Source organism: uncultured Holdemanella sp. (genome assembly GCF_934772795.1).
Taxonomy (GTDB): domain Bacteria; phylum Bacillota_I; class Bacilli_A; order Erysipelotrichales; family Erysipelotrichaceae; genus Holdemanella.
On record NZ_CAKVMR010000001.1, the window covers coordinates 122,958 to 139,122 of the forward strand.

Consider the following 16,165-nt stretch of genomic DNA (forward strand, 5'->3'; position numbering starts at 1 on the left):
TCAATGACCATTCATTTGTAGAATTGAAAAGACGAGTGTAACTCGTCTAGTAAAAAATTATTTAATTTTATTTTCGTAATCTTGGAATTGATGATAAATACCATCCACAAAAACTGGGTACAACAAGAAATATTTAGTTTTATCTAAATTTAATCTTCGATACCCCAAGCTTTGAAGTCTAGGATTCAAACATAGTTGAAATGATTCAGCAGAATTACTTAATACGAATTTTCCATTTTCAACAGAATCGATAAAATGACAGGCTGCTTGTTTATTACGCAAGTGAAAAAGTAGGCATTCTACAATAGAATCCATATCTTCCTTTGCATTTTCAGTAAATATTACTTTATAGTCCATATTTATTTCTAATGCTATCTATTGCTATATCTGCATCTATTACTTTTCCTTCTCTAGATTGAACTCTAGAAGAGGCAAGTCTATCCAAAAATTCATCTTCTGTCATAATTTTCATCTCTTTTGTTTTATTGAGCTTTTTTATTTCAAAAGGAATTCCATCATAAGCAACCGCCTGAGTTAAAAACATTCGAATTGCGCTAGTGGTATCTGTACCTAATTCCTTAAATAATGCATCTGCCTTAGATTTTAAATCATCATCAACTCTTACTTGAATAGTAGACATACGGCATCACCTCCACATTTAAATTATATGCAAATTCATTGCTAATGTTCATAAAAAGTATTACTTATTAAATAGTAGTTGCTTTATTTTGTATCTAACAGGAATGTATGCTTCTGTGATCAAATTCATAAATCAGTTATCTTATCCAAAACTAATTTTCAATAAAAAAACAAGTCCTTAGACTTGTTCATCTAGAAAATATGTAGCCTCCATATCAGCTGTACTGAGCGCAAAGGCTAAAGGGAACATTTCAAAAGCTTTACCCACATTATTTACCGGGTCGCTTCCAGAAAATCCCATATGATAACGAATCGCAAAAGCTTCTTCACGACTAATACGCATGAATGGCTGAATCATATAGACACTTTTTTCACCATGCCCAAAAGGAATGTCATCTTCAAATTCAAAGACATCGACTTGTTTCCACTCACCATTAATTTTCTTGTTTCGTGTGCCTTTTTTATAGACACCAATTTTACATACATCATGTAAAAGGGCAACTAATGCGATGGTTTCATCGCTGTAGTTCATTTTATATGTGTCCTTTACTCGTTGTCTTGATAGATAGTCCTTTAGACAATGATACACATGTACACTATGCGCACAAAGACCGCCTTCCATATTGCCATGAAAACGTGTACTTGCAGGAGCTGTAAAAAAATCAGAGTGAGGTCCTTCTAGAAATTCTAGAAAGGCATCGGCACCTTCACGATGGATATTTTCTTTATAGATTTGAATAAATTCTTCTTTTGCGTTCATACTTTTTACCTATTTAAAAAGCCCAAGAACATGAGATCTTTCCCTGTTAAGTACAGGTGGGTAATCTGTGAACAGCATTAGGATCCCCACGCGTAGCGGGTCTTCAACACAACAATTCAACATCCGATTTCCCTTATCTCGAGTGTAGGAAAAATTAATGTCCTTAGGCATTTCTATAATAACGAACTTCATACTAGAATACAAGTCTTGACATTTTAGTACCAAATGTGCATGGTTGCAAGTCCCCTTAAAAACAAGTAAAATAAAAAAGGTGAAATTATGGATGGAATTTTAATTATTGATAAACCGTATGGTATGACAAGCCATGATGTTGTAAATTGGCTTCGAAAAAAATATAAACAAAAAAAATTTGGACACACTGGAACATTGGATCCAAACGCAACGGGTGTTTTGGTTGTTCTTTGTGGAAAGTCTTGTAAATTATTACAGTTTTTAAGTGATACCGATAAAGAATATATTGGCCAGATTGAATTTGGCAAAAGTACTTCTACTGATGATATTTGGGGTGAGGTGGAAGCTGAAAAAGAAATCAATTGGGATTTTTCTTTTAATGACGAACTTCAAAAATTTGTCGGAAAGAACCATCAATTGGTGCCAAAGACATCGAATAAAAAAGTGAATGGAAAAAAATTAATGGACTATCAAAGAGAAGGATTAGAAGTTCCTAAAGTCTATAGTGATATTGAAATTTATTCGATGGAAGATCTAGGTAACTATAGCTTTAAAGTGGCTTGTTCAAGTGGTACGTATGTTCGTAGTATTTGTAGAGATCTTGCTCTTAACACAAACAATCTAGGTTGTATGAAAAGTTTAAGACGAACGAAAGTGGGGCGCTTTACCATTGATCAGGCACAAACTCTTGAAGATCTTGAAACACAAGAACCAGTCTTATATCCATCAATCTATGTGTTGGATCATTTGGATAAAATCAACTATCAACCCATTCAAGATGTGTATCAAGGAAAACGCATTCGTTTAGAGAGTGAGAATCCAGAGGTATGTATTCTAGATGGTGAAGAGCCTGTCGCTATCTATGAAAAAGAGCGTGAAGGATTATTTAAAAGTAAAAGAGGATTATGGTAATGGAAGTCATTCGAATTGATTATTTACATGTACAAGAAAATTTGCCAAAGAGTTCTTGTTGTATTGGCTTCTTTGATGGTTTACATACTGGGCATCAGGCATTAATTGAAAATTGTATTGTGAAGGCAAAAGAATTTGGGGTTAAAAGTGGTTTGATCACATTTGATCCAGATCCTTGGAAAATCTTCTTTCCGGACCGTGTATGTCGTCATATCACAACATTAGAAGATCGTATTCATTTGGCAAGCAGGATGGGTATTGAAGTGATGTATGTCATTACTTTCTCTAAAGATTTTGCAGCTTTAGATGTGGATGCCTTTCATATGTTGTTAAAAAAGATGAATGTAGCCCATATTACTTGTGGTTTTGACTTTAAATATGCTTCGAAAAATACGGGGAATGTAGATACAATTTCTTCGCAAAACTACTTCGATGTTTCTGTAATCGATAGTGTGAATTCGCAAAATGAAAAGATCTCATCTAGTCGCATTGAACCATTGATCCAAAGTGGCAAGATTGATTTAGCGAATGAACTTTTAGGCTATATGTATTCGATTGAAGGTGTGATTGAACATGGCTTTAAACGTGGCAGCACACTCTTGAAGTTTCCAACCGCAAATCTAGGCGCAAACAAAGATTATCTTGTGCCATCCAGTGGGGTATATGCAGGCTTTGTATATGTGGATGATACATTTTATGGGGCGATGATCAATGTGGGAAACAATCCTACATTCGAAAACAAATCGGTTTCCATTGAGGCACATATCTTTGATTTTGATCAAGATATTTATGATCGACAAGTACGCTTTTTCTTCTTGAAAAAGACGCGCAATGAGATTCGTTTTGATGGTTTTGAAGCTTTAAAGAAACAGTTACAGAGTGATATTGTGACTTGTAAAAATGTGATTTTACATGAAAAGAAGTATGTGAATAAAACAGCATCACTTTGGGATGCGAAAGTTTTTGAGTTTAAATGACTTTTTTGGTATACTAAAAGAGAAGTGAAGGTGAAATTATGGCGAAAGAATATATCGAGCTAGAACCAGGCAATGAATATGGTGTTATTTCTTTAAATAAAACAGTTTTTTCTACAATCGCAAAGAACGTAATCGAAGAAGATGAAAATGTTCAGATTGCCGAAGGAACAAAACCATTTAAGGCAGGAATTATCACTCGTGTTGAAGGCAATAAATTGACTTTATCAATTCCTGTAAAAGTCAACCACAAATCAAATGTGAGTGATGTTTGTTTAAATCTACAAAACAAGATCTTTGAAAGTATTTCTTATATGACAGACTTTAAACCTGAAGCGATTGAAATTCAGGTTACTGGATTTATTTTTTAGGGAAATCTTTCAAAGGTTTCCTTTTTTTCAATTTTATGAGTGTATCTTTTGAAAATTATCTTGTGGTAGGTATTAGTTCAAGAGCTTTATTTAACTTAGAAAAAGAAAATGAGGTTTTTGAAAAAGAAGGATTAGACGCATATCGTGACTATCAAATTGTACACGAAAATGACGTGTTAAGTCCTGGAAGTGGTTTTGCGTTAGTAAAAAACTTATTAAACATCAATAAACTCGCCAATCGAAAACTTGTGGAAGTCATAGTGATGTCAAGAAACAGTGCGGATACATCTTTACGTATCATCAACTCACTTGAACATTATGATATGGACATTGGTCGAATGGTTTTAAGTGGTGGAGAAGACATCAGTCGTTATTTATCAGCTTTTGGTGTCGATTTATTCTTATCGTGTAATGAAAACGATGTATCCAATGCGATTCATGCAGGCTTTGCGGCTGGTATGATCTATGCCAGAGATACAAAGTATAGTTTTCCTGACAATCAGATTCGTATTGCCTTTGATGCGGATGCCGTATTATTTTCGGCTGAATCTGAAAAAATCTATCAGGAACGTGGCTTAGAAGCTTTTACTGAAAATGAGATTCTAAACCAGGATGTCGCCTTACAAAAAGGTCCGATGGCTTCCTTATTAAAAAGTTTATCTTGGCTTCAAAATGAAACCAAAGATTTAAATGTATTAAGAACAGCGATTGTGACTGCACGAAACAAAGATACGGGTGTTCGTGTGATAAAAACTTTAAGAGCATGGAATATTGTCGTAGATGAAGTATTCTTTATGCAGGGAGCTAAAAAAGCAGATGTATTAGCTTGTTTTGGCGCCAATATATTTTTTGATGATCAAGACGTGCATGCAGGTCCTGCAAGCGATGTAGTGCCAAGTGCGCGCGTACCATATAAAGAAGGAGAAATGTAGATGAATAGACATGAACAACGTGTAGTTGCGATGCAAAGTGTATACCAACACTTATTATTAGGAAAGGATATTCGTAAATGTGTATTTGACGTAATGAAAGGGTCAAATGACATTGATGGATATTTGTATAGTTTAACCATTGGAACTATCGAAAATAAAGAAGCTTTCGAACAAAAAATCAATGAATTATTACGTGATGACTGGGATTTTGACCGTTTAAGTATGTTAGAACAAGCCATTCTTTTAATTTCTTTCCAGGAAATTTTGGCAAACGATACACCTAAGGCAGTCGTAATCAATGAAGCAATCACTTTAGCTAAAAAATATTGCGATGACAATTCTTATAAATTATTAAATGGAGTTCTTGACCAGCTATGAAAAACGAAATGGTTGTAAGTATTTCTAGTGTTATTGCGCGCATTAAAAATGTTTTAACACAAACTATGGATCTAGATGGTATCTGGGTTCAAGGTGAAATCAGCAACCTGACAAAGCACAGATCGGGCCATTATTATTTTTCTTTGAAAGATAAAAGTGGCGAAATGAGCTGTGTGATGTTTTCAAGTTATGTATCCCGCTTAAACTTCAATGTACAAGAAGGTATGCGTGTTTTAGTTTCTGGAAGCATTAATGTCTATGAACAAAGAGGCAGTCTTCAACTTGTGATTCGTCAAATGAAACAAGATGGTTTAGGTGATTTATATCTTGAATTTGAAAAGCGAAAACAAGATCTTTTAAGAGCTGGTTATTTTGATGAAAGTCATAAAAAGGCTAAACCTGAATCGATTGAAAATATTGGTGTCATTACTGGTGCTCAAGCTGCAGCTTTGCAGGATGTTTTATCTACGATTCAAAAACGTTGGCCTATGATGCAGGTTACTTTATATCCAAGTTTTGTCCAAGGTAATTTTGCGCCTAAAAGCTTGATTCAATCCTTGAAAAAGGCGGATACACATGATCATGATGCCTTATTGATTGTTCGTGGTGGTGGAAGCTTTGAAGATTTATTCTGTTTTAATGATGTAGAGCTTGTAAGGACAATTTACAATTTAAATACATATATTGTCAGTGGTGTAGGTCATGAAGTGGATACAACTTTATGTGATCTTGTTTGTGATCATAGAAGTGTGACTCCTACTGCTGCTGCACAATGGGTGACTTTGGATCAATATGAAGTGATGGCAAAGATTTTAAACAATAAAGAATTACTGAGTCAAAACATGTCTATGATTTTAAATCACAATAAGGTAAAACTGGATTCATATAAAAATCATCCGTATTTAAAGGATCCAAAATCTTTTATTATAGAAAAACAATTAAAATTAGATGGCTACAACACACAAATTGAACATGCCCTAGAGCTTGAGCTGCAAAAGAAAAATGTCATCAAGAATTATAAAGAACAGATGAATTTGAGCATGATGAATCTTTTAAAGGTACAGGAAAATAAACTTTCTATGATACCTGAAAAATTAGAATCGAATATGCGTGTGATACTTCAAAATTCTAGGCATTCTTTACAAAAGAATTGTGCTTTACTGGATGCCTATTCACCTTTAAAGGTATTATCAAGAGGTTATAGTATATCGAAAGTGAATGATAAAGTAATTCGACATGTCAAAGATGTCACAAGTGATGATATAATGGTTACAAGAGTGAATGATGGTGTGATCACTTCATGTGTTGTATCCACTAAGGAGGAATAAAATGGCCGCTAAACAAATGAAATTTCAAGAGGCGATGAAACGATTGGATGAGATCGTAGCTTTGTTAAATAATAATGAATTGGAGCTTGAAGAGGCCATGTCATTATTTGAGGAAGGCTTGAAATTGAGTGCGCAATGCGAAAAACAATTAAAGAAATTTGAAACAAAAATGGATCAGTTGATGGAGGTGAATCAAGATGATGGTGAATAAAGAATTTGAAGATTATCTATTGATGCGAGTACAAGAAAATGATGATAGTCGTACAAAAGATGCGATGGCCTATTCATTGATGAATGGCGGTAAGCGTGTACGTCCTACTTTGTTGTTTTCCGTGCTTGAAGGCTATGGAATCGATGCTAGAGTTGGATATCCATGTGCTTGTGCCATTGAAATGATTCACACATATTCATTGGTTCATGATGATCTTCCAGCTATGGATAATGATGATTTGCGCCGTGGTAAACCAAGTTGTCATAAAGCCTATGATGAGGCAACTGCCATTCTTGCAGGCGATGGCTTATTGACAAAGGCATTTGAAGTTGTGTTGGATAGCGAATGTAGTGCCGAACAAAAAGTAGCTTTAGTGAAGGCACTTTCTTGGTATGCCGGCATTGATGGTATGATCTATGGGCAAACTTTAGATTTACAATCCGAAAATGATCCAAATCCAACACTTGCACTTTTACAGGAAATTGATCACTACAAGACAAGTAAATTATTAACTTTACCATTGGTTTGTGGATGTGTTTTAGCAAATAAATTCGATGATGTAGAACACTTCCGTAAGATTGGTCTTGTCTTAGGACTAGAATTCCAGATGCAGGATGATATTTTGGATGTTACAGGTAGTGAAGAAGTGGTTGGAAAATCATTGAGTGATGAAGATAATCATAAAGTCACAGCTGTATCTTTATTAGGACTTCAAGGTGCTAAAGATATGGTTGCCAGCTATGATGAAACAATTCGTAAAGAATTGGGATATGTGAGCTGTGATGTGACTTCACTGACAAAAGTATTGGATACTTTACTAAAGCGTACATATTAATATATGGAATTTCTTTGAAAAAAGAGGTATATTAATAATAGCTAAAACTAGTCTTTAGCGGACTAGTTTTTTTATGAGGGTTATAAAAATGAGAAAGATTAGTCAAGTGTATGACATTGAGTCACCGAGTCAAATTAAAGATATGTCAATCGATGAGCTTACACAATTGTGCAGTGATATTCGAACCTTTTTGATTGAATCGATTTCGAAAACAGGTGGGCATTTATCGAGTAATCTTGGGATTGTCGAAGTCACAGTTGCGATGCACTATGTCTTTGATTCACCAAAAGATAAAATGATTTTTGATGTTGGGCATCAATGTTACACACATAAAATATTAACGGGAAGATCCACTCAATTTGCGACATTACGTAAAAAAGGTGGGCTTTCAGGGTATCAAAAACGAAGTGAAAGTAAGTATGACTGCTGGGAAGCCGGACACTCTTCTACTTCTTTATCGGCTGCACTCGGCTACGCGATTGCACGTGATCTAACGCATGATGACTATCAAGTTATTGCCGTTATTGGAGATGGTTCTTTAACGGGTGGTATGGCACTCGAGGCTTTAAATGATATTGGTTCTAAACAAAAGAAAATGGTCATCATCTTTAATGATAATAATATGTCGATTTCAAAAAATTATAGCGGTGTTGAAAAACGAATTACAGATATTCGTGCATCTCACTTGTATATCGACTTAAAACATGATGTGAAAAATAACTTAAAATCCAATAAACTAGGAACCAACGTATTAAATACATTGTCCCATTTCCGTGATAAGATCAAAGATGAGGTGATTGATGCACCTTTGTTTAAGGAATTCAACTTGGATTATATGGGACCTGTTGATGGACATGATATCGCAAGTTTGATCAAAGTTTTCCAGGCAGCCAAAGAACATGATGGTCCGATTGTCGTACATGTATTAACACAAAAAGGAAAAGGCTATAAATTTGCAGAACAAGATAAGGTAGGTAAGTGGCATGGAGTGAGTCCGTTTGATATCGCAACCGGAAAATCTTTAAGTTTACTTCCACCAAATGAAATTTCCTGGTCGCAGGTGATCTCAAATACGGTCATGGATCTAGCCGATAAAGATAAGAGTATTGTCGCCATTACACCGGCTATGGCGCAGGGTAGTAAATTATTAGAATTTCAAAAGCGCTATCCAGATCGTTTCTTTGATTGTGGTATTGCGGAGCAGCATGCGGTAACTATGGCTTGTGCTATGGCTTTAGGTGGACTTAAACCATTTGTGAGTATTTATTCGTCTTTTCTACAAAGAGCTTATGATCAAGTGAATCATGATATGGCCAGAATGAATGTGCCGGTTGTGATTGGGATTGATCGTTGTGGTTTAGTTGGAGATGATGGAGAAACGCATCAAGGTGTTTTTGACATTGCGATGCTTCGAAGTATTCCAAATCTTATTTTATCTCAGCCAAAAGATGCCAAGGAAGCTCAAAATATGATTTATACGGCCTTTGCCTCTAAGAAGCCATTTTGTGTGCGTTATCCTAGAGGAAATGTAAGATACGCAAAAAACAAGTCGTATTCATTGATTCCAATTGGTACTTGGGAAAAATTTGTGGTAGGAACTCCAACGCAAATTGTGATCACGTATGGTCCGGATGTGGATCATGTGATTAATAAGGCAAGAGAAAATCAAATGGGTTTATTGGTTGTTAATGCGCGTTTCTTTAAACCAATCGATGAAGTTATGATGAAAGATTTATTAAAGCTAAATCTTCCTATTACCGTTTATGAAACGGATATTAAGATGGGTGGCTTATCCAGTGCTATTTTAGAATATATGAATACATTGGGTGAAAAGATTCATGTCTTAGGTATTGATGATCATTATGTATGTCATGGTTCAGTTCGATCTTTACGTATTCAAGAAGGTATTAGCACAGAATGTTTATTTGAGGAATTGGAAAAACATGGATAAGATTCGTTTAGATAAAGCTTTACTGAATCAGATCTCGTCTCGTGCAAAAGCGCAAGATATGATCAAAGAAGGTAAAATCAGTGTTAATGGAAAAGTCATCACAAAGGCTAGTTTTTTAGTAAATGATGAAGATGATATTGTCGTAACACATACAGAAGATGAATTTGTATCTCGTGGTGCCTTTAAGCTAAAGGGTTGTTTAGATAAGTACAATGTGAATATTCAAAATCAAGTTGTATTAGATATTGGAGCGAGTACAGGTGGATTTACAGATGTTTGTCTTCGATATGGTGCTAAAAAAGTATATGCCTTGGATGTTGGACATCTTCAACTTGCCAAAGAATTAGATCAAGATTGTCGTGTCATCAAAATGGAAGGGCATAATGCGCGTGAAATCGTACCGGAATGGTTTGATGAGTCGATTGATTTTATGTGCATGGATGTAAGTTTTATATCTTGTAAGACCATATTAGAACATGTTTTAAATGTCTTATCCATTTCGCATATTGCGATACTTGTAAAACCACAATTTGAATGTGGGCCTACTGCTTTGAATAAGCATGGGGTTTTAAAGAATTCTAAGCTTGCCTTACAGATCGTAGAAGATGTAAAATCCTTTCTATTTCAATATTATGGAAGTGTTGAAGCCATGCCAAGTATTCTAGAAGGAAGAAGTGGCAATCAGGAATATATGGTGTATGCCAAAAATTTAAGAATATCTTAATGTGAAGATATTCTTATTTTTTTGTTTTCTTCTTCACATAGATTATAATCATTTATTTTCCTTTGGATTTAAGTTAAAATAATAAGTAGACTTGAGGTGGTTTTGTGATTGAACAATTGTCAGTAAAAGATTATGTATTATTCAAATCTTGTATCATAGACTTTACAAATGGAATGAGTGTGATTACCGGGGAAACAGGTGCTGGTAAATCGTTATTGATTGATGCGATTGGCTATTTGAGTGGGGATCGTATTAAATCGAATGTGATTCGTAATGGAAAGGATAAGGCCATCTTATCGATGGTTTTAACATCCAATGAAAAGGTCAATGCGATTTTAGAAGAGAATGGCTTTGAAGTTGATGATCAAGTGATTATTTCGCGTACCATTTTAAATAATAATAAAAGTACTGTACGTATCAATCAACAGATCACGACACTCTCTTTTGTACGTAAGATTGTCAATCTATTGGTCGATATTCATTCGCAAATGGATACGTATCGTTTAATGGACACATCTGTTCAAATGGATTTGTTGGATAGTTATGCGAAAACTATGGATTTAAAAGCTTCTGTAAAGGAAGCGTATACTTCATATTCAAATATCTTAAATGAATTAGAAACGTTAAAAAACGAAGAGTTTTCGGATGCCGAATTGGAGTTTTTAACGGCGCAGCTCGATGAAATTGAGAATGCGAATATTCAAGAAGATGAATTGGATGTGCTAAACAATCAGATTCATGAGGCAACCAACTGGTATAAAAATAAAGAAGATCTTTCTTCTTGTTTATATGAAATTGATAAAGAAAATGGAGCCTTAGACTCTTTATATACTTTGTATAAACAAGCTTCAAAATCACCCATCTTAAATGACTATGAAGAATCATTTAAAAATTTGTATTATTCTTTACAGAGTGTGGATGAAGAATTAAAACATATGCGTGATACACATTCAAATGATTCTTTAGATTTGGATAGTCTACAAAGCCGTCAATATTTGATCAAGAAATTGTATCGAAAATATGGTGGTTCATATACGAGTTTAATGGAATCTAAAAAGAGTATCATGGATAAGATCGATCGTATAATTCATCGTCAGGATGTGTTTGATAAATTGGAAAAAGAAAAAGAAGAATCGTTTGCGGCTTATATGAAGCTGGCAAATGCGTTGTCATCAAAAAGAAAAGAAGTCTTTTCTCAACTTGAATCAAAAGTGATGGAACATTGTAAAGACTTGATGTTAGAACATGCTCGTTTTAAGATTTCTTGTATGGAAAAGAAACCTTCAAGCAATGGAATGGATGACATTGAATTTCTAGTTTCTATGAATCCAGGACAGGATTTTTCAAGCTTGAGTGCTTCTGCATCTGGAGGAGAACTATCTCGTTTGATGTTGGCATTAAAAGTGGTATTCCAAGCAACAAATGGCATTGAAACCATCATCTTTGATGAAATCGATACGGGGGTCAGTGGTAAAGTAGCCTTGGCTATGGGAGCTAAGATGAAGGCTTTATCAAAGAATTATCAAGTGTTATGTATTACCCACTTGGCAAGTGTTGCCGTCTATGCCAATACGCATTATTTGGTCAATAAAAAAGCATCATCCAATGAAACCATCACAACTGTACAAGAACTGGATCAAGAAGAAACAATTCAAGAATTAGCTATAATGACGAGTGGAGAAGCAAGTCAAAAGGCAAAAGAATCCATGCAAGATCTATGGGTGAAGATTCATGGCTAGAGTCATATTACATATTGATTTAAATGCCTTTTTTGCGAGTTGTGAAGAAATAAAAAATCCGGATTTAAAAGAGTTTCCAGTTGCGGTAGGCTCCACTTCCAAGCGAGGTGTGATTTCAACCGCAAACTATGAAGCTAGAAAATATGGCGTACATAGTGCAATGCCTGTCTATGAGGCTTTGCGTCTATGTCCAAATTTAGTATTGATCCAAGGTGACTATGGCTATTATCGTTCGATGTCTGCTCAGTTTTTTGCGTATTTAAAGACATATACACATCAAATTGAACCGGCGAGTATAGATGAGTGTTATATGGATGTAACGGATATTATTAAGCGTTATAAAAGGCCTTTGGATCTTGTGTTTGAAATTCAAAATGGTGTTTATGAAAAGTGTCATTTGAATTGTTCGATTGGTGTTGCGCCCAATCGTTTTCTTGCGAAAATGGCGAGTGACATGCGTAAGCCCAAAGGGATCACGGTTTTAAGAAAGTCAGAGCTTTCAACAAAACTATGGCCTTTAAAAATCAATGAAATGAATGGTATTGGTAAAAAGAGTGTGCCTATTTTAAATGAAATGGGTATTTATACAATTGGTGATTTTGCGGATGAAAAGAATGAACAAAAAATTATGTATAGATTGGGTAAATCGTCGTATTCTTTGATTCAAAAGGCTAGAGGAAATTCGAGTGCAACTTTATGTTATTCTACTACGCAAAAGAGTATTTCGATTTCTAGAACGTATTCAAATGATTTATATTCGATTGATGAAGTGAGGAGTTGCCTTGAAAATATCGTTAAAGAATTAACGCATAAAATGCAGCGTGAGAACCAAAAAGGAAAGCTTGTTACGTTAACTTTAAGAGATACAGCGTTTCATAATGTGTGTCACAGTATGAATCTAAGTACTTATGCGAATACATATCCAATGATTTTTGGGGCTTGTATGCAGTTGCTTGAATCTTATTTTGAACCCATTGGCTATCGTTATATCGGTGTGCATATTGGTTCTTTAAAAGATGCCAAACAGATTGTGGAGCAGATTGATTTATTTGATGCACCACAAGAGAATACGGATTTTATATTGAATCGTCTGAATGAAAAAATGGATAGTAAATGTTTTATAAAGGCCAGTGATTTATTGAAGAAGGAGGATGCCAATTGAGTTTAACTTTAGATTATTTTATTGATGAAAACTTGAAGTTATATCAAGATAAAGAGCATTTTCGTTTCAATACAGACACAAAACTTTTGGCTCAATTTGTACGTTTAAAAAAGCAAGAGCGCATTTTAGATATTGGTACGAATAATGGGGCAATACTTGTTTATTTAGATCAGTTTGATGTCAAAGAACTTGTGGGTGTTGAAATATTAGAAGAGACGAGTAAGGTTGCACAAAAGAATGCGGATATGTTTATTTCGCATCCTGTAAAAATTGTCAATTCTCCTATACAAGAATATGAGGGGTCCTTGTTTGATGTGATTGTTTCTAATCCGCCATACTTTAAAATGAATGCCAATCAACAGCCGGAACAGTTAAATTTTCGCCATTTAGGAAGAATGGAAGAGAATTTAACGTTGGAGCAACTTGTTTTTCATGCGAATCGATTATTGAAGAGTTATGGACGTTTTTATATGGTGCATCGCCCCAATCGATTAAATGAGATCAATCAGGTTTTATATGCGAATCATTTTAGTATTCGTAACTTGCAGTTTGCGTATGATCATCGTGACAATCAAGTTAAATCGGTATTGATTGAAGCCATCAAAGAGTCAAATTGTGACATGAAGGTATTAGAGCCAATTTATATTTGATTTGTGTTATAATACTTCTATGGAATTAAAAGATGCATTAGAGGATTATCGTTTATATTTGAATGTTCTGCAAAGAAAATCAAAGAAGACGCAACAATCGTATCTTCATGATATTGAGGTGTATTTGAATTTTTTAAAGGAAAGAAATATTACAAAGTGTGATAATGTTTCGGTTTTAGATATCGAAGACTTTTTGGATGTTTATGCCGAAGATCACATTGCCTCAAGTCTCAATCGTATGATTGCGAGTATTCATTCTTTTCATTTGCAGATATCGATTGCGCATCCTGAAGTCAAAGATGTGTCTTTATTAATTCATGGGATGAAATCATCAAAACATCTGCCTGTTTATTTGTCGGTGGATGAGGTTAAAAAAGTTTTTTCATCTTTTCAAGACAATGAGATTGATCAATATAATAAAACGATATTAGTTGTATTATATTCTTGTGGTTTGCGTGTAAGTGAGCTTTGTGAGTTAAAGTTGAATGATGTGCATTTGTCAGAAGGCATCTTAAAGGTCAAAGGTAAAGGAGACAAGGAACGTGTGATTCCGATTTCTTCGTATTGTATTTCACAGATGAAATATTATTTAGATTCCATTCGTAGTATTTGGGATGTAAAGAATGTTTCGTATTTTTTTGTGAATCGTTTAGGTCGTCGTTGTACTCGGCAATATGTACATTTAATGATCAAAAATAAAGTCAATGAATTAAATTTGAACCCTAAAATTTCAGCACATAGTTTTAGACATTCGTTTGCGACACATCTTTTAGATGGGGATGCGGATCTTAGAATCGTGCAGGAGTTATTGGGACATTCAAATATTCAAACAACGCAGATCTATACGCATATTCAAGATCAGCGTTTAACAAGTGTATATGATCGTTGTTTTCAAAAAATAGAAAAACAAAAGGAGGAGTAGTATATGTCATGTGAAGGTTGTCCTTCTCAAGGAAAATGTGGTAAGAACAGTGAAACATGTGGAATTCAATCGAATCCAGATAACCACATCAAAAATATTATCACTGTAATGTCTGGTAAGGGTGGTGTTGGTAAATCCACTGTTACTGTTATGTTGGCTAAGGCCATGGCAAAAAAAGGCTTGAAAGTTGGTATTATGGATGCGGATATTACAGGTCCTAGTATCCCTAGACTTTTAGCTTTGACAAACCAGCATGCGTATGGAAATGAAAAGCAGCAATTGATTCCAATTGAATCCAAAGAAGGTATTAAAGTGATGTCTTTAAACTTCTTGGTACAATCAGAATCGGATCCAGTGATTTGGCGTGGTCCAGTTATTGGTGGTGTTGTTAAACAATTCTATACAGATGTTGTATGGGGTGATTTGGATGTCTTATTGATCGATATGCCTCCTGGAACTGGAGATGTAGCCCTAACAATTATGCAGTCCATTCCAGTGCAGGGTGTAGTCATGGTATCTACACCGCAGCCAATGGTAAGTATGATTGTAGAAAAGGCTTGTCACATGTGTGAAAAGATGGAAGTGAAAGTGCTTGGTATCATTGAAAATATGGCGTACTTAGAATGTCCAAATTGTCATGAAAGAATTGAATTCTATAAGAAGGAAGATGTGGAAACATTATGTAATTCAACTTGTACAAAATTATATGGAACACTTCCTATGTTGGATTTGATTCGTGATATCAATGAATATGCTGCATATTCTAAAGAACAACAAGAAAAAGTAGATGCCTATCTAAGTGATATTGCGACTGAAGTCTTAGAAGATATTGCGTAATGGAGTATGTACTTCATCGTAAGTCCAATTGTAAAAAAATAAAAATACGTGTAGTTGAAGGAGTGGTTTGTGTAAGCGCTCCTTTCTATGTTTCTAAAAGGGAAATTGATAATTTTGTGCAAGAACAAGAAGCTTGGATTCAAAATCAATTAAGTAAGTTTACTCTTTCAAAAGAAAATGACAGGATTCCTTTATTAGGTAATGAATATAGATTACATTACATTGATCAACGAAAGTGTTATGTTGAAGATTATGCTTTATATTTGTATCCAGATACAAAGTTGATTCAACTATTTTTGAAGCAGAATGCCAAAAAGTATATTGATCTTCGTTTTGAATTTTTTTGCGAACAATTACACATACATGATATTTCTTTACAATATGGCTTTTATAAGAGTAAGTGGGGCAGTTGTACACCTAGTAAACATAAGATTTGTTTCAATGTGAATCTTATATTCATGCCCCTTGAATTTGTGGATGCGATCATTCTTCATGAATTGGCTCATTTGTATCATTTAAATCATTCAAAAGAATTCTATGATTTACTATGTACTTGGATGCCAAACTATAAAGAGATCATGAAAGAAAATAAAAAGAAGCCAATTCCGAATTTGTATTAAAAAAGAGCTCATATGAGCTCTGATTTTT

General features: G+C 34.5%; 19 protein-coding genes. 16 read left to right on the forward strand and 3 right to left on the reverse strand.

Features of this window, described 5'->3' with window-relative positions; all coding sequences use genetic code 11:
• Positions 1-57: 57 nt before the first annotated feature.
• The 3 genes from Q0F04_RS00745 to Q0F04_RS00755 form a co-directional block, all read right to left on the reverse strand.
• Entirely contained in the window at positions 58-357 is a 300-nt protein-coding gene (locus Q0F04_RS00745; protein WP_295748989.1) for a type II toxin-antitoxin system RelE/ParE family toxin, read from the reverse strand.
• Entirely contained in the window at positions 347-640 is a 294-nt protein-coding gene (locus Q0F04_RS00750; RefSeq protein ID WP_295748993.1) for a type II toxin-antitoxin system RelB/DinJ family antitoxin, read from the reverse strand. Before Q0F04_RS00750 ends, Q0F04_RS00745 begins: the two co-directional genes overlap by 11 nt.
• A gap of 177 nt (positions 641-817) precedes the next feature.
• A complete protein-coding gene (locus Q0F04_RS00755) occupies positions 818-1,399 on the reverse strand; it encodes a hydrolase (protein ID WP_295748996.1) in 582 nt (193 codons plus the stop codon).
• 279 nt (positions 1,400-1,678) lie between these two features.
• Between Q0F04_RS00755 and truB the strand changes: the two genes are divergently transcribed.
• The 16 genes from truB (at position 1,679) to Q0F04_RS00835 (ending at position 16,137) form a co-directional block, all read left to right on the forward strand.
• Positions 1,679-2,503: a tRNA pseudouridine(55) synthase TruB gene (gene truB / locus Q0F04_RS00760; RefSeq protein WP_295748998.1), complete on the forward strand. Its 825-nt coding sequence runs from the start codon at positions 1,679-1,681 to the stop codon at positions 2,501-2,503.
• The gene (ribF, locus tag Q0F04_RS00765; RefSeq protein WP_295749001.1) at positions 2,503-3,480 is read left to right on the forward strand and encodes a riboflavin biosynthesis protein RibF; all 978 of its coding nucleotides are present in this window, start codon (positions 2,503-2,505) and stop codon (positions 3,478-3,480) included. Before truB ends, ribF begins: the two co-directional genes overlap by 1 nt.
• Positions 3,481-3,518: 38 nt before the next feature.
• Positions 3,519-3,848, forward strand: coding sequence for an Asp23/Gls24 family envelope stress response protein (locus Q0F04_RS00770; RefSeq protein WP_295749004.1), 330 nt, complete (start codon positions 3,519-3,521; stop codon positions 3,846-3,848).
• 35 nt (positions 3,849-3,883) lie between these two features.
• Complete coding sequence (locus Q0F04_RS00775) at positions 3,884-4,780, forward strand: 5'-nucleotidase (protein WP_117572539.1); 897 nt, start codon at positions 3,884-3,886, stop codon at positions 4,778-4,780.
• Positions 4,781-5,158, forward strand: a complete 378-nt coding sequence (nusB, locus tag Q0F04_RS00780; RefSeq protein ID WP_117572537.1) for a transcription antitermination factor NusB — start codon at positions 4,781-4,783, stop codon at positions 5,156-5,158.
• Complete coding sequence (gene xseA / locus Q0F04_RS00785) at positions 5,155-6,486, forward strand: exodeoxyribonuclease VII large subunit (RefSeq protein ID WP_295749007.1); 1,332 nt, start codon at positions 5,155-5,157, stop codon at positions 6,484-6,486. Before nusB ends, xseA begins: the two co-directional genes overlap by 4 nt.
• A 1-nt stretch (position 6,487) precedes the next feature.
• Positions 6,488-6,697, forward strand: a complete 210-nt coding sequence (gene xseB / locus Q0F04_RS00790) for an exodeoxyribonuclease VII small subunit (protein ID WP_117572533.1) — start codon at positions 6,488-6,490, stop codon at positions 6,695-6,697.
• Entirely contained in the window at positions 6,684-7,532 is an 849-nt protein-coding gene (locus Q0F04_RS00795) for a polyprenyl synthetase family protein (protein WP_295749010.1), read from the forward strand. Before xseB ends, Q0F04_RS00795 begins: the two co-directional genes overlap by 14 nt.
• Positions 7,533-7,620: 88 nt before the next feature.
• Positions 7,621-9,483 carry a 1-deoxy-D-xylulose-5-phosphate synthase gene (gene dxs, locus Q0F04_RS00800; RefSeq protein WP_295749013.1) on the forward strand — a complete coding sequence of 621 codons (1,863 nt, stop codon included), beginning with the start codon at positions 7,621-7,623 and terminating at the stop codon, positions 9,481-9,483.
• Positions 9,476-10,207 (forward strand): TlyA family RNA methyltransferase, encoded by a 732-nt coding sequence (locus Q0F04_RS00805; RefSeq protein ID WP_295749016.1) that lies wholly within the window; start codon positions 9,476-9,478, stop codon positions 10,205-10,207. The genes dxs and Q0F04_RS00805 overlap by 8 nt, the downstream gene beginning before the upstream one ends.
• Before the next feature lie 104 nt (positions 10,208-10,311).
• Positions 10,312-11,946, forward strand: coding sequence for a DNA repair protein RecN (recN, locus tag Q0F04_RS00810; RefSeq protein ID WP_295749019.1), 1,635 nt, complete (start codon positions 10,312-10,314; stop codon positions 11,944-11,946).
• Positions 11,939-13,108 carry a DNA polymerase IV gene (gene dinB, locus Q0F04_RS00815; RefSeq protein WP_295749022.1) on the forward strand — a complete coding sequence of 390 codons (1,170 nt, stop codon included), beginning with the start codon at positions 11,939-11,941 and terminating at the stop codon, positions 13,106-13,108. The genes recN and dinB overlap by 8 nt, the downstream gene beginning before the upstream one ends.
• On the forward strand, positions 13,105-13,758 hold the full coding sequence (locus Q0F04_RS00820) for a methyltransferase (protein ID WP_295749025.1): 654 nt from the start codon (positions 13,105-13,107) through the stop codon (positions 13,756-13,758). The genes dinB and Q0F04_RS00820 overlap by 4 nt, the downstream gene beginning before the upstream one ends.
• Before the next feature lie 19 nt (positions 13,759-13,777).
• A complete protein-coding gene (locus tag Q0F04_RS00825) occupies positions 13,778-14,680 on the forward strand; it encodes a tyrosine-type recombinase/integrase (RefSeq protein WP_295749028.1) in 903 nt (300 codons plus the stop codon).
• Between the two features lie 3 nt (positions 14,681-14,683).
• The gene (locus tag Q0F04_RS00830; RefSeq protein WP_295749031.1) at positions 14,684-15,517 is read left to right on the forward strand and encodes an Mrp/NBP35 family ATP-binding protein; all 834 of its coding nucleotides are present in this window, start codon (positions 14,684-14,686) and stop codon (positions 15,515-15,517) included.
• Positions 15,517-16,137 carry a YgjP-like metallopeptidase domain-containing protein gene (locus Q0F04_RS00835; protein WP_295749034.1) on the forward strand — a complete coding sequence of 207 codons (621 nt, stop codon included), beginning with the start codon at positions 15,517-15,519 and terminating at the stop codon, positions 16,135-16,137. The genes Q0F04_RS00830 and Q0F04_RS00835 overlap by 1 nt, the downstream gene beginning before the upstream one ends.
• Positions 16,138-16,165: the final 28 nt, after the last annotated feature.

Excerpts from the sequence above, each read along its gene's own strand:
- Q0F04_RS00745 (WP_295748989.1), bottom strand. The coding sequence starts at position 357 with ATGGACTATAAAGTAATATTTACTGAAAATGCAAAGGAAGATATGGAT.
- Q0F04_RS00750 (WP_295748993.1), bottom strand. The coding sequence starts at position 640 with ATGTCTACTATTCAAGTAAGAGTTGATGATGATTTAAAATCTAAGGCA.
- Q0F04_RS00755 (WP_295748996.1), bottom strand. The coding sequence starts at position 1,399 with ATGAACGCAAAAGAAGAATTTATTCAAATCTATAAAGAAAATATCCAT.
- truB (WP_295748998.1), top strand. The coding sequence starts at position 1,679 with ATGGATGGAATTTTAATTATTGATAAACCGTATGGTATGACAAGCCAT.
- ribF (WP_295749001.1), top strand. The coding sequence starts at position 2,503 with ATGGAAGTCATTCGAATTGATTATTTACATGTACAAGAAAATTTGCCA.
- Q0F04_RS00770 (WP_295749004.1), top strand. The coding sequence starts at position 3,519 with ATGGCGAAAGAATATATCGAGCTAGAACCAGGCAATGAATATGGTGTT.
- Q0F04_RS00775 (WP_117572539.1), top strand. The coding sequence starts at position 3,884 with ATGAGTGTATCTTTTGAAAATTATCTTGTGGTAGGTATTAGTTCAAGA.
- nusB (WP_117572537.1), top strand. The coding sequence starts at position 4,781 with ATGAATAGACATGAACAACGTGTAGTTGCGATGCAAAGTGTATACCAA.
- xseA (WP_295749007.1), top strand. The coding sequence starts at position 5,155 with ATGAAAAACGAAATGGTTGTAAGTATTTCTAGTGTTATTGCGCGCATT.
- xseB (WP_117572533.1), top strand. The coding sequence starts at position 6,488 with ATGGCCGCTAAACAAATGAAATTTCAAGAGGCGATGAAACGATTGGAT.
- Q0F04_RS00795 (WP_295749010.1), top strand. The coding sequence starts at position 6,684 with ATGATGGTGAATAAAGAATTTGAAGATTATCTATTGATGCGAGTACAA.
- dxs (WP_295749013.1), top strand. The coding sequence starts at position 7,621 with ATGAGAAAGATTAGTCAAGTGTATGACATTGAGTCACCGAGTCAAATT.
- Q0F04_RS00805 (WP_295749016.1), top strand. The coding sequence starts at position 9,476 with ATGGATAAGATTCGTTTAGATAAAGCTTTACTGAATCAGATCTCGTCT.
- dinB (WP_295749022.1), top strand. The coding sequence starts at position 11,939 with ATGGCTAGAGTCATATTACATATTGATTTAAATGCCTTTTTTGCGAGT.
- Q0F04_RS00825 (WP_295749028.1), top strand. The coding sequence starts at position 13,778 with ATGGAATTAAAAGATGCATTAGAGGATTATCGTTTATATTTGAATGTT.
- Q0F04_RS00830 (WP_295749031.1), top strand. The coding sequence starts at position 14,684 with ATGTCATGTGAAGGTTGTCCTTCTCAAGGAAAATGTGGTAAGAACAGT.
- Q0F04_RS00835 (WP_295749034.1), top strand. The coding sequence starts at position 15,517 with ATGGAGTATGTACTTCATCGTAAGTCCAATTGTAAAAAAATAAAAATA.